We start from the raw sequence: 13,386 nt of genomic DNA on the forward strand, positions 1-13,386 counted from the left end.
ATACAGGGATTAGGGATTAGGGACTGGGGACTGGGGATTGGAAAGAAAATAACCGATCCGCGATCCCCAATCCCTTGACTATTTCCGAATTCCATTTTCTTTCCTTAAACGAGGATTGACAAATTCATTTAACCCCTCACCTAGTAGTGATAACCCTACCACCATCAATGTCATCGCTAATCCAGGGAAGAGGGTAGTCCACCAAATCCCTGTAGGTAGGGCTTCTAAAGCTTGTTTTAAGTCGCGTCCCCATTCTGGGAATTCTTCCGGTAATCCTAAACCTAAAAAGCCCAAACCTCCTAAAACCAGAATTGCATCGGCGGCGTTGAGGGTAAATAGTACGGGTACGCTTTGAATGACGTTGAAAAATAGATAGCGAGAAAGCACCTGCCAGGTGTTAGCGCCGATCGCTTGGGCAGCTTCTATGTATACTTCTGTTTTCACGCTCACCGTGTGATTGCGAACGACACGGTAGTATTGGGGAATGTAAGCAATACTAATGGCGATCGCTGCATTGAATATCCCTCGTCCCACCACAAATGCCAGCGTTACCGAAAGTAGTAGCCCCGGTAGAGTGTAAATGCTATCCATCAGAAACAGCAGTATCTTATCTAATCTACCGCCAACATAGCCACTCACCATGCCCAAAGGCACACCAACAACCATACTCAACGCTGTTGCCAGCGAAACCACTTGCAATGCTGCTTGTGCGCCAAATAGCGTACGCGAGAAAACATCATAGCCAAGGCGACTGGTACCAAACCAATGCTTGGATGAAGGTGGGCTGTGAATGGGGTTACTTAAGAAATCTGTGGGATCTTGCAGCCATCCCCAAGCCTGAAATAGAGGAGCAAACACCGCCAGGAATATAAATAAAATTGTTATTACTAACCCCACAAGCATCAATTGCTGAGAAAGGTTGGGATTCTTAACAAAACTAAAAAATCTTGGCAGTTGAGTTTTTACAACAGTCATAGGTTTGGGAAAGACGCACCATGACGCGTCTGAAAAATCAGATTTGAGTTATGAGTGTTGAGGCTTGAGAGCAATTTTGTCAAGTATAAAGTAGGGTGCGTTAACGAAGTTTAACGCACCTTCATTTCTGTTTTAATAAAATTCGACCACCATACAATACAGATACAGTAAAAAGTCAAGAGCCTCAAATCTTGACTCTTGACTCTTGATTCTTGACTCCGCGCAGCGGCTACAAATTACTTTCAATCAACTGCCGATACTCGCTCTTTTGCTTTACCCCCTTGAGTTCTTTTAACAGTTCCTGATTTTTAAAGAACTGGATTGTTGGTGTGCCAGTGATACCTGCATTCTCAGCAATATCTCGGTCTTTGTCGATGTCAATTTCGACAAAGTGAATTTTGCCGTCAAATTCATCTACCACTTTATTTAATATGGGTTTGAGGGTGTGACAAGGGCCGCAACCAGGGGCGACATATTTGACAACAATAAGGCGATCGCTTTCGTGGAAAAGCTTTCTGAGAGCATAACCTCCCTCATGGCGCGTCGCATTAATATCAAATTCGGTGTCAGTGGGAGTTTTGTTTGCAGCTGGCTGAGGCTGTAATTCATTATCTGGAGTTTGCGACACCTGATGAAACTCCTGAATTAGACCATGAGCAGACAACCAACGTTCTGCCAACATCGCCGCCATACAACCACTACCAGCAGCGGTAACTGCCTGACGATACTCGCGATCCTGCACATCGCCAGCAGCAAAAACGCCTTCTACACTTGTTTCTGGTGAACCAGGCTTGGTAACAACGTAACCCACCTCATCCAGTTCTAATTGTCCCTTAAACAAAGAAGTATTGGGAGTGTGACCAATCGCGTAAAATAAACCCTTAACGTGCAATTCGCTTTCTTCGCCGGTTTTATTATTGCGGATTTTCACCCCTTCCATGTGACCGTTACCGAACACATCCACGGCTTCGGTGTTCCAGTGTATCTGGATTTTTGGGTTACTCAAAACACGGTCTTGCATGGCTTTAGAAGCCCGCATCTTGTCGGAACGTACCAGCAAATTTACCTTAGAACCATACTTGGTCAGATAAATCGCTTCTTCTGCTGCTGAGTCGCCAGCACCCACTACAGCCAATTCAGCTCCGTGGAAAATCGGCGTAGCACCATCGCAAATCGCACAAGCAGAAATACCCCGACTCCAAAATTGTCCCTCACAAGGTAGTCCCAACCGTTTTGCCGTTGCACCTGTGGCAATAATTAAACTGTGGGCTTTAAATTCTCGTTCCTCTGAGCGAACAGTAAACGGACGCTGGCGTAGGTCTACTTCAATCACATCTTCAGTATATAGCTCGGCTCCCCAACGCTCTGCCTGAGCTTTCATCTGATCCATCAGTTCCGGCCCGGTAATCCCTTGGGGAAACCCAGGAAAATTCTCAACTTCAGTCGTTGTCATCAACTGTCCACCAGGCAAACCCCCGGCTTGGAAGCCCTCAAATACAACTGGTTTCAGGTTGGCGCGTCCCGCATATATAGCAGCTGTATACCCTGCTGGCCCAGAACCTATAATTACCACGTTTTCTACATTTGGGTTGGTCATGATGGCTAAAATAAACAAACTCATGACGACTACGTATAATTTATCATAACAAAAGATTTTGGTTAGTGGTTAGTGGTTAGTGGTTAGTGGTTAGTTGTTGGTTGGTTATTTACTACTCCTCACACTCCCCCAACCTTCACAGCCCCCATCTCCCCACCTCCCCCATCTCCCTTTTCCGCGGTGACGTGAAATATTTTTTACCACAGTGATATGAAAGCGATCGCGCGTGGGTAAGTTACATCTATAACACAGCAATCGCCTATAACATACCCACTGTAAGGAGAAACACATGCTCAAGCCAGAACTGCAAACCAAATTCCTGAAACATCTCAACGGCCGTAAGAAAAAAAGCGATGAAGGTTTTACACTTATTGAATTATTGGTGGTAGTAATTATTATCGGTGTATTAGCGGCTATTGCTCTGCCCTCGCTACTCAACCAAGTTAGCAAAGCCAGACAGTCGGAAGCCAAGCAGAACGTTGGTGCTATGAACCGAGCCCAGCAGGCATACTATTTGGAGAATGCTAATCAATTCGCCGATAAGTTTGAGCTGTTAGGTATTGGTCTTAAACAAGAGACTGATAACTATAAATACACCATTGACCTTGGCGCTACTAAAGATGCATCAAAAGCTGCTGCTAATGTAGCTGCTTCTAGAGCTGCTAAAATTAAGTCCTACGTTGGCTTGCTTTATACCATAGAGCAGGATGTAAATGGTATCAAAGAACCACTTACTCAAGCATCCGTATGTGAGGCTGACACCCCATACGCAGGAGATAAAGATAAAAAACCCGAGACAGTAACTGTACCTGACTTTGGGGCAGGAGATTGTAGTAAGTTTGCAACTCCTAAGATGAAAACAGTTAAGTAAGTAAATGGGAGTCAATAAACATCATTATCTGGAGTCAATAACCAAAAATCCACTGTCCAAATATTATCCTTGACTCTTGAATACTAACCATACTACTTATTAACTACATAAGTAGCATTTAATTGAAAATAAGTTTTTCAGTAGAGTGGGTAGTGTAGACTGCTCACTCAATTTTATTTCCCTCACACTGGGGAATCAATGGGCAAAAAACCATGCCAAATCTTTCATTTTACAGTGTCCAACCTGGGATAAAGACTTAAGTACCAACAAGTCTTTTGTCATGAAGGTACTTACCCCTATCCAAAAACTATCGTCTTGGCTAAAAATTTTTTACACCAAGTTCAAAAGCCTATTCTAGATGTAAAGACGAATAAGCAAAGATGAATTATTTAGCAGTGTCCGACTGGCTACTTTTTTCCTGTATTGTTTTTGTAGATTCTGCTACCTGTCTCACTGACTCTATATCTAACTTTAGTGCCTCTGCTATTTGTTCTACGGTTGCACCTAAGCTCAACATAAAAGGAACTGCTTCTAACTTACCCTCTAACTTGCCCTCTAACTTATACCATTTTGAAAAAATAATGCGACAAATAGACATTGTAGAGACGCGCCATGGCGCGTCTCTACATCAGGATGTGTTGTAAACATTTATTAAATCGGTATTACCCTCTAATTTGGCTTCTTGATAAACCTTGGTTTGCTTTAACTCGCTTGAAAATTGGTAAGCGATCGCAGTTTCGGGTGGTTGGTTGATGAGTTCAAAGAAAATACTGGGGAAGCTTTGGAACAAGCGATAAAATATTGTATCTGTTTTCACGTTGCTCGATCGGATGGGGTTTGTGGCATAACTTTTGATTTTACTTGATGTTTGATTTGATGCAGCAGTTGTCTATTTATTCACCTACTCCCAATCTTGAAATTTATCGCTGGTACTGCGAAGTAGGGAATTTAACTGGGCGCGGTGAGTTTCAAAGTTGGCGGCGATGGAAATTAGCATGATACCTACTACTAAGCCAATAATCCATTTAAAGAATGGGTAGCGCAAACTAAAAAGAACCAATTGATAAAAAGCGGTGATGATAAATGTGGCTGTACCAACGTAAAGAAAAGCCCGCACTCGCAAACCTAAGCCTGCAAAGATGGCGATCAGACTGAAGATTCCTGGTATCAGGGCTGTATCTTGATGAAATAAAATTGCCCACCCACAAATTAAGCCGCTACTTAGCAATCGCCAGTAGTGACGGCTGGCTTTCATTTCTGGTTGTCTTAGTTGGGGATCAAATTGGGCAACATATAGTAGGGATAAGCCGATTACTGTCACATACCATAAACTATCATTCAAACCCAACTCAGCAAACCAGCGGAAAATAGCCCAATCAATCAACGCTACGCTGATGTAAGTGACACGGAATTGATTGCTAAATTTGGCGAGGAAGGCATAAAACCCAGCTGTTAACAGCAAAGCAATTGGATGAATTAGCAGCCTGGTTTCCCATAAAAGTATTAGTGGTATGATGTAGGCGGCTCTTTGCCAAGGTCTTTTCGACCAACCCCAAGTTTCCCAAGGTAAGATGTAGAGGAAATAGGCAACCACACAGGCGATCGCAGCATTCCAAGGTACTAACGGCCCAGCAAACCATTGTCCCACAGCCGTTTCTCGCCAAAAAACCCTCATCGCAGCTACTTCTAATAACCCCAGGTAAACCCAGATTTCATCAGGTGTAACGACTGACGCAAAGTTACTGTTGTTTTCTCTTGGCTGTGGAAATCTTCCTTGAAAGATGGCGTAACGAATCAAAAATATGCCTGTTCCTAAACCCAAGAGGCGGTTAACTTGGATGGGTGCGGCGATCGCAACTATTAGCAAAAAACTACTCCAAGCCCAATGCAGATGGGCAATCACTTTTAATTCTTGTCGTGTCAGTCGTAAATAATTGACCAGCCAAGGGGACAATATACGATAGGCATACATGATGCTTGTGCCTAAAGCTGACATCGCAATTAAACCATCGCCCCACGCACCCCCCGAAGCTTGCAGCATTTGATAGAACAAAAGTTCATAGGCAGAAATTGATATGCCAATAACTCCTAGGTACACCAGAGGTTTAAATTCTTGGCGGCGTCGCCCTACCCCGATCGCAATTACAGCTACACCCAAAGAAGCCAAACCCGTCCAGTTGGTAAACGTATTCAAGCGCAGGACTATACTAAAGCCTGCATAGATGAGGGGTAGAATGTGAAAGCTGCTAGGAAGGTTATCTAAGCGGTGTCGCCTTTGCCACCATTCTCCAAATAGCTGAGTTATCAAACCTAAAGCAATATTAGCGATCGCAATTTGAATAGTCGAACGTTCACCAAAAGCAAGCAACTCGGCAATTATCAATTCTAAACACCAACCAATGCCATAAAAGGCAAAATTTGTTGGTTCTCGCCAACTGCGATAAATTATGGCTGCCAGCATGATGACATTAGCAGCTACATACAACAATCCAGGAGTTGTAACTTGTTGGTAAACCCAGACAGAGTGCAGTGTCAAACTCAATAACTCTACACCAGTTAATGCGATCGCCAATCTATCTGTGGCAACTGCATAAATATTTGCTAATTCATTACTTCTTTGCCGCAGTGCTGTGCGAGTCAACCATAAACATAAGATAGTTATTGCCCCGACTACAAACCACCCTTGTACTGATAGTTTCGGGAAACCGGGTACGCCTTCCCACAGCAAGGTGGCGATCGCACTCAGAACAAAGCCAACTGTAATTACCGCAAAGCGATTGTTTCTTAAAAAACTAGTATTGACAAACATCAAAGCCGCAGCAACTGTCAAACCGATTAATCTGGCTGTAGCTACAGGTAAAGTTAGTAACTGGGTAATTCCCAACCCGATGACACTCAAGACAGTGGTAAAATCTCGCTTTTCTCCACCACTACGACTAGCGACACCTGTAAGAGTTAGGGGAGTAATCAACCAAATCAACCCCCAACTGGCGTTACTAGCAGCATAGTTTCTCCAGGCTAAGTCAGCATTTACCCAAAGTAGGTAAAAACTAATTGCAGCTAGTCCCAACCCAATATACCAAGCACTACGTTGCCACCAACCATAACCAAGACTAAATAGCCACTCGGCTACCATCATGACTAATAAAATAGTTGCCCAGATTTCATTACTCAGATTTGGGAACACCCAATCAACGATCGAACACAGCGTCAACACTCCGGTGATATGAGTGAGAAATATTAAGGTTGGGGAGACAGGGAAGGACAAAGATGAGGGATCTGCAACAATATCTGCTTGTTCCCTTGTTCCTCTGTCGCGATACATGTACCTTTGTGTGACAATTGCTAAAGTAATTGTGGATAGAAGTAGATTTAGCGATCGCAATGCTGGGTTAACTAAAGCAATTACGGTTAACGCAGAGGCAAAAGCCAATGTTAGCTGTTCACCAAACTTAGCTATTTCTCTTCTACGAGTGCAGTACAGCTTATCTGTCAACGCCACCATTAAAATTACATAGGGAAATAAAGCAATACTTAGTAACGCCCAAGGATGATTGTGCGAATTGGTGAGTTGAGTTGCAGTGGCGATCGCCCATTTTTGCACTCCGTAAGGTACTAACCGCCAACCCAGCCAAAGTGTCTCTAAACCAATGGCAAAAATAGCTACAAAGTCACATTTGAGGTTATACAGTTGCAAGCGACGACTGAAAAACCACAAACTCAAACCGCTTACACCTATTGCCTGCCAAGGATGAGATGCTACTGTAATTAACCAACCGAGGAATAATAAAATACCGCCGATGAGTTGCCAAGGTACAGATGGGGCTTGTAGATACGCGCCATGGCGCGTCTCTACACCTTTCGATAGTGCCAACCAAGTTAGCAGCCAACCGCAAATACCAACAGCTAAACCCAACCGCGTAACATCTACGTGGGCAATAAAAATCCCCCGGGCTAGCAACACTAGTAATGCATAAATTACGACAGAGGCAGGCAAACTAATACCATTACCACTCTGTCTATCTATTTGTTGTGATGGCAAACGAGTTTGATAAACAGTAATGAGAGTAGTTCCCACCACTGCCAAATAAAGGGAAATAAAGGGAAATCCTGGTAAATTCCAACCCCAGTGCAGATAACTCAGTCCAAGAATGTTTACCAAAAATAATTTCTGATTGGGGAAATTAGCAGCCAACAAGCGAATTTTGCTGGTAAATACTGTAATAGCTGTTAGGCAAATAGAAGCGATCGCCACTACTATCCAGTTCACAGGATTCTGCCACAACCCGAAGCTATCCATTGCCCAAAAATTTATTGGCACCAATAAAAGCGTGACAATCAGCAATGTCTGCGCCGTTAATCGCAGGTTACTTTGCTTAGCTGTCCAAAAACTCATTCCCCAGAAACTCAGGGTATAAGCGAACAAAACGCCATACTGTCCTGATGCAGGGAATCTTTCCCACTGGCTGGCTGCAAGTACCCCAGAAGACAGCACTACCAGAAATACCCCTAAAAAAAGCAGCCAGCGGACACTTAATTCTGAAACCAGTGACTGCAATATTTCTGCTAGGACATTGGGTTGTGTCGGTTCTGGTGGCGAAATTACAGATTCGGAAGTAACAGTTGCTTTTTCAGGTTCCGGTTGCACCCGAGGTTCTAACACCACTGCACAGACAAGAAACTCTCGACATAGCTGCCGAACTTGGGCATCAGATATCAAGCCCAAGCGCAGCCAGATATCAAGTCCTTGCAATAACTGCGGATGGTAGGATAGCAGCCTGACTTCAATTTTGAGTGAGCGGTCAAGGGGGGATGACATAAGTAGTAGCAATGCAGCTAAGATACTTAAATCATCATTTTCTCCAACTATATTTTCGCTCTAGCTGTGCCACTTGTGCCGCTGACTTAATGATTATTTCCAAACTCGTTATCCAGCTTTTTGCTGTTGATAACGTTCTTTAAACAGTTTTTGTTGTTGTTTGTGATCCACAATGGGAAGGGGATAATCAATAGCTCGACGCTCCAAAGGTGTAATTTTACCAGTAATTAAGTATTCTGTATCCAGAGAACCTAATTCAGGAACCCATTGCCGAATATATTCACCTTCTGGATCGAATTTTTGCGCTTGACTGGCAGGGTTAAAAATACGTACTGGCTTAGGGTCCATCCCACTAGAAGCACTCCATTGCCAACCGCCGTTGTTTGCAGATAAATCCCCATCAATGAGTTTCTGCATAAAGTATTTTTCACCCATTTGAGGATTAATCAGCAAATCTTTTGTCAAGAAACTGGCAACAATCATTCGGCAACGGTTGTGCATCCATCCAATTTCATTCAACTGACGCATCGCTGCGTCAACGATAGGATAACCTGTTCTACCCTCACACCAAGCTTGGAAATGTTCTTCATTAGTTTCCCAAGGAAAGTTTTTGAAAGTATCGCGGAAAGCACCTTCTGCTAATTCTGGGAAGTTATACATAGCATGTTGATAGAACTCTCGCCACGCCAGTTCTTGTTGCCAGGTGCGAATGTTAGTTTCTGTTTCTTCACTGCGACTGTTTTCTAAGGCTTCCTGTGTCGCTTGCCAGACAGTACGAATGCCGATCGCCCCAAATTTTAATGCTGCACTCAGTCGCGATGTGCCATCAATCGCTGGAAAATTCCGCTGTTCTTGATATTCATTAATAGCGCGATCGCAAAATTCCTCTAAACGTTCTTGCGCGGCTTCCTCCCCTGGGGCAATAATTAATTCTCCATCCCAGACAAATCCTAAGTCTTTGGCTGAAGGCAGTTCAATCACTCCAGCAGTCTTGGCAATTTCTTTTTCTGCTTCCGTTAAACCCTCGGCATTTTCCAGAGTTTCTACTGGTTTCGCTTTTGCTTTGCTAATCCAATTCTTCCAGAAGGGAGTATAAACAGTGTAAGGTTGATTGGAACCAGTGCGGATATCTTCTGGTGGGTGCAAAATCTGATCCCAGTTATTCTCTAGAAACTCGATTCCTTTTTCTTGGAGTGCATCAATGATACTGCGATCGCGTTCTTGGGCGTAGGGTTCAACATCCCAATTCCAGAATACAGCTTTTGCACCCAATGCCGCCGCCAGTGCAGGAATTGCTTGCGTCGGGTTGGCGTGGAGTATCAACAACTGGCTACCAGCTTGAGCATATCGCTTTTGTAGTGCCTGCAAACAGCCAATCATGTAAGTTACTCGCACAGGCGCTACATCATCCCGTTCGAGAATATTTGGATCGAGGCAAAACACACCCACAACTTTTGCACTGCGTTGTCGTGCAGTAGCAAGTCCTGTATTATCAGAGATACGTAAATCGCGACGATGCCAAAACAGAATTAAGTCAGACATGCATTTACATTACATAGTTCACCTGTACTAGATTAGACTTAATAGTGCTAGTTAGCATCAGTCTGTTGGAAAATTCTACTGGGTTGGGGGTAGGGCGATCGCAATATAAGTCATCATAGCTTTATCAATGTGATTAGATGGATAAACGTTCGCATTTGCCAGTTAATATTTTCGCGTTGTATGTATTCAAAATTTGGACTATTACAGTAAATACAAACAAATGGAACACTAGGATTTTTCATATTTTTATTACAGTACTTTTATCGGGACTGTAGATAGATTCGACTCTTGGATAACTATCGTGTGACCACCATATTTTTATTCTTCCACCTTGCGCGGGTGCGGTTCCTATTTCAAAATATCCAGCATTAACCATCAGTTTTTCAAACTCGTTTGACGATAAAGTTTTACTCGTAAATGCAGCTAAACCTTGTATCGTGTGCTTATCAAGCGTCATAGCTACCCTGGTACGTCGTAAATATTTTGTATCCTGGTAGCACTATTCCGATACCTACAGAACTGTGAATTTTGCCGGGATATCTGTAAGGGTTATCATCGGGTCTTGCACCGCCAATTCTAATAGTGAAATATGGACACCAAAAATAAAATCCTGGTATTAGCAAGTCCATACTGTAGGCAATAGCTCTAAGATTTTCGTTAATAGTTTTAATTTCTTCTCTCTCGCGTTTGGTTTTCATGTTCAGACCTCTTCAATTATTTCAAATTTAGGTCAAAGAAAGACTCTGCGCCCCTAGGGTCTGTTTTCAAACTACTCCTAACACTATCCCAGATTTTCAGATCCCCCTAAATCCCCCTTGGGAAGGGGAGGCAGCGCGCAGAACAGGGGGTTTCCCCCATGAGCGACTGCCGTGGGTTAGGGGGGATCTAAGAGTTTGAAAACACGCCCTAGTGCGCTTACTCCGCTACAGGCGTGCGTTTAAAAAAGCTACGATTTTATGCAAAGCTGTACTAAGTATTAATGGCTTGATCTGCGGCTACTGTCAAAACCTGATCCATCCAAGCGTTTATGCTTGTACCAGCCTTTTTGGCAGCAATAAAAATTTTTCGGTGTTTTTCAGGGGTAGTACGAAAGGGAAGTTTTCCAGAAAAAGGTTTATCAGGTTCTTCTCCTAATTCTTCGCAAAAAGCTAGATAATCATCAACAGAATTTTCAAATTCTTGACGCGCTTCGTCAATAGTTTTCGCCTTAAATGTCACTACATCCTTAATGTCTAATACACGTCCAAAAAGGATTCCGGCTTCTATATCTACTTCAATACTGGCTGTGTATCCTTTGTAAGTCATCATGGCTTTATCAGTAAATAAAAATCTATCTGAATTTGTGGAATGTTTCTGATTTTTGAGCGTTTTGTATGAGATAAATAAGCTTTAAAAATTTTATGAATATGGGCAATGTTTAACGTATGTTACTATATTTCAGTATTTTCAAGGTTTAGCCATAAATTTATAAAGGTTCAATTCCTGCTTCGATCAAAAATTCTCTCACCGATTTAACTGCTCCTTTATCCGTTTCTTTACTAGTTAATTAAATGATATCACAATATGATATCTTGACAAGAGCGATCGCATTTTGGATAAGATGAGAGCGATCGCACTTTCGTATTCATCAATTAAGCAGACATCAAACTTTGTCTTGGTTGAGGAATTGAACGCCCTAATTCTTGAGCGCAACAACTCAGTCAATGCTTGGCACGTAACCTTTCAATCCGAATCCGCATGACTGACGGAGCGATCGCCCAAGCTGCCGTTGCCGTCAGTTAACTTGTTCGCAGTTGCAGTTTGGGCTGATTGAGTGGCAAGAACCGCTACAACTGGAGGAACTTGTGAAATAGATTTTTTACTCCGCTTGCGATTAGAACCGCCTGCCTTTGCATACTCGATGCTGTTTTTGCCGTAGATAGTCGCGACTCCACTCAGCATCCGTTCAGACATTTGCGAGAGTGCTTTGTCCATCTGGGTTAACGTCTTACGAGATTCATCAAGATTGGACAGCAGCGTATTATGGGCTTCCAGCATGGCACGGGTGGCATCGATTAGGCGGCTGTAGGCTTCAATGGTTAATCCGTGTCCGAAATCCAGATGCTCATCAATGGATTTAAGCAGGGCGAGACGACGTTGGGCTTTGTCCACAGCAGCAGAACCGCGAGTTTTTAGAGACATGGGAGTATTCCTTGAATCATCTCTTTCAAGATAATGGGATACCCTTGTACCTGAGATGAGTAGTTTTGTGGATTTAATAATCTACGGTTTAACGCAATGATTGGGAATTTGTCTGTGTTTATACACATTCATCTGTGTCGATTTGTTGTTTCGGGATGAACACAATCAGTAACGGCACTTGCCGAAATGATTATGGCACTCACAAAATCAATAAATGCGATTGCCGAAATAGCAATGGCGATCGCTGAATCAATAAATGCAATTGCCGAAATAGCAATGGCACTCACACAATCAATAATTGCGACTGTCGAAATAGCAATGGCGATCGCTGAAATAGCAATGGCACTCACACAATCAATAATTGCGACTGCCGAAATAAGTTGCTAGCATCCCCAACTCTGAACGAGCCTTCAAGGTGGAAGAAATTAGATTTATTTCATTGAGGCGATCACATTTTGGAGAAGATGAGAGCGATCGCTCTCATCTTGCCTTATTGTTATGATCAATTTGTTGTTAGTGAAAAAAAGTTTATCTTGTGGACGCTACATTTAACTGGAAACCAGAACAGACTTTACTAGAAAAATTAATCACTCTTGCTCATCAACGAGGTCAATCTCCTGAATCAATAGTCAATGAAGCGGTTAAGCTATACCTGGAAACCGAATCGCCAAAATCGAATGTTACGTCTGATTCTGACCCATTAGTAGGCTTATTTGCAACTGCCAATGACAGATCAAGATGTAATGCGTGTGGCGGAAATATTGGAAGATTATGGAGATACCCGGATTGATTTTGTAGATGCAACTGTTATGGCTGTAGCTGAACGCTATGGTATTACAAAAATACTGACTTTAGATCAGCGTGATTTTAGATTATTTAGACCTAAAGATTGCGATAGTTTTGAGATTTTGCCTTGAATTAATTTTGTGGTAAAAATGCGATCGCGTTGTGGGGAAGATGAGCGATCGCAAAAAATACCCTATTGTTAGGTCATGCTTGGATTTTATGCTTCGATACCTAATACTGCGATCGCCTTGCAGAAAACCTCAAAAACAAGGCGATCGCATTTTGGGAAAGAAGAGCGATCGCACTTTAGTATTCATCAATTAGGCAGACATCAAACGCTGTCTTGGTTCAGGAATAGAACGCCCCAATTCTTGAGCAGTTTCTATCCATTCCTGCATAATAATTTCTACATTGTGTAGTGCTTCTTGGTAGGTTTCGCCATCAGCAGCACAACCTGGTAATTCTGGTACTTCGGCAATAAATGCTTGATCTTCTTCACTCCAGTAGAGAATTATTTCATAGCGAAGCGTCATATTTATGTCCCTGGATTAAGTTGATTTCTCTGTATGCAACTATATTACGTATTTTTAAGCTATTAAACCTGATTTAATTTTT

The 13,386-nt window shown here is 42.7% G+C and carries 12 protein-coding genes and 1 pseudogene; 3 read left to right on the forward strand and 10 right to left on the reverse strand.

Features of this window, described 5'->3' with window-relative positions; genetic code table 11:
- Nucleotides 1-78: 78 nt before the first annotated feature.
- Complete coding sequence (locus tag HXY43_RS00810; RefSeq protein ID WP_290878779.1) at nt 79-975, reverse strand: ABC transporter permease; 897 nt, start codon at nt 973-975, stop codon at nt 79-81.
- A gap of 229 nt (nt 976-1,204) precedes the next feature.
- The gene (trxB, locus tag HXY43_RS00815; RefSeq protein ID WP_290878892.1) at nt 1,205-2,572 is read right to left on the reverse strand and encodes a thioredoxin-disulfide reductase; all 1,368 of its coding nucleotides are present in this window, start codon (nt 2,570-2,572) and stop codon (nt 1,205-1,207) included.
- Nucleotides 2,573-2,861: 289 nt separating this feature from the next.
- On the opposite strand from trxB, the gene HXY43_RS00820 reads away from it, so the two are divergent.
- Nucleotides 2,862-3,443, forward strand: coding sequence for a type IV pilin protein (locus tag HXY43_RS00820; RefSeq protein ID WP_290878781.1), 582 nt, complete (start codon nt 2,862-2,864; stop codon nt 3,441-3,443).
- A 385-nt stretch (nt 3,444-3,828) separates the two neighbouring features.
- Here HXY43_RS00820 and HXY43_RS00825 read toward each other — a convergent pair whose 3' ends face one another.
- The 7 genes and pseudogenes from HXY43_RS00825 to HXY43_RS00855 form a co-directional block, all read right to left on the reverse strand.
- Nucleotides 3,829-4,041: a hypothetical protein gene (locus HXY43_RS00825; RefSeq protein ID WP_290878784.1), complete on the reverse strand. Its 213-nt coding sequence runs from the start codon at nt 4,039-4,041 to the stop codon at nt 3,829-3,831.
- Nucleotides 4,042-4,137: 96 nt separating this feature from the next.
- Nucleotides 4,138-4,260: pseudogene (locus HXY43_RS00830) on the reverse strand (DUF2887 domain-containing protein); the annotation flags it as partial.
- A gap of 84 nt (nt 4,261-4,344) precedes the next feature.
- Nucleotides 4,345-8,262, reverse strand: coding sequence for a DUF2157 domain-containing protein (locus tag HXY43_RS00835; protein ID WP_290878786.1), 3,918 nt, complete (start codon nt 8,260-8,262; stop codon nt 4,345-4,347).
- Between the two features lie 108 nt (nt 8,263-8,370).
- Nucleotides 8,371-9,804, reverse strand: coding sequence for a deoxyribodipyrimidine photo-lyase, 8-HDF type (locus tag HXY43_RS00840; protein WP_290878787.1), 1,434 nt, complete (start codon nt 9,802-9,804; stop codon nt 8,371-8,373).
- A gap of 446 nt (nt 9,805-10,250) precedes the next feature.
- Nucleotides 10,251-10,502 carry a hypothetical protein gene (locus HXY43_RS00845; RefSeq protein ID WP_290878789.1) on the reverse strand — a complete coding sequence of 84 codons (252 nt, stop codon included), beginning with the start codon at nt 10,500-10,502 and terminating at the stop codon, nt 10,251-10,253.
- Between the two features lie 271 nt (nt 10,503-10,773).
- Complete coding sequence (locus HXY43_RS00850) at nt 10,774-11,109, reverse strand: type II toxin-antitoxin system HicB family antitoxin (protein WP_290878894.1); 336 nt, start codon at nt 11,107-11,109, stop codon at nt 10,774-10,776.
- Nucleotides 11,110-11,526: 417 nt separating this feature from the next.
- Nucleotides 11,527-11,985, reverse strand: a complete 459-nt coding sequence (locus HXY43_RS00855; RefSeq protein ID WP_290878791.1) for a hypothetical protein — start codon at nt 11,983-11,985, stop codon at nt 11,527-11,529.
- Between the two features lie 192 nt (nt 11,986-12,177).
- Here HXY43_RS00855 and HXY43_RS00860 point away from each other — a divergent pair, with 192 nt between their 5' ends.
- Together HXY43_RS00860 and HXY43_RS00865 are read left to right on the forward strand one after the other, a co-directional pair.
- On the forward strand, nt 12,178-12,372 hold the full coding sequence (locus HXY43_RS00860; protein WP_290878793.1) for a hypothetical protein: 195 nt from the start codon (nt 12,178-12,180) through the stop codon (nt 12,370-12,372).
- Nucleotides 12,373-12,710: 338 nt separating this feature from the next.
- The gene (locus HXY43_RS00865) at nt 12,711-12,902 is read left to right on the forward strand and encodes a PIN domain-containing protein (RefSeq protein ID WP_290878795.1); all 192 of its coding nucleotides are present in this window, start codon (nt 12,711-12,713) and stop codon (nt 12,900-12,902) included.
- A 189-nt stretch (nt 12,903-13,091) separates the two neighbouring features.
- Here the strand turns inward: HXY43_RS00865 and HXY43_RS00870 are convergent, their stop codons facing one another.
- On the reverse strand, nt 13,092-13,304 hold the full coding sequence (locus tag HXY43_RS00870) for a type II toxin-antitoxin system HicB family antitoxin (RefSeq protein WP_290878797.1): 213 nt from the start codon (nt 13,302-13,304) through the stop codon (nt 13,092-13,094).
- Nucleotides 13,305-13,386: the final 82 nt, after the last annotated feature.

Origin of the sequence: Fischerella sp., from assembly GCF_013388695.1 — a bacterium.
GTDB lineage: Bacteria > Cyanobacteriota > Cyanobacteriia > Cyanobacteriales > Nostocaceae > PCC9605.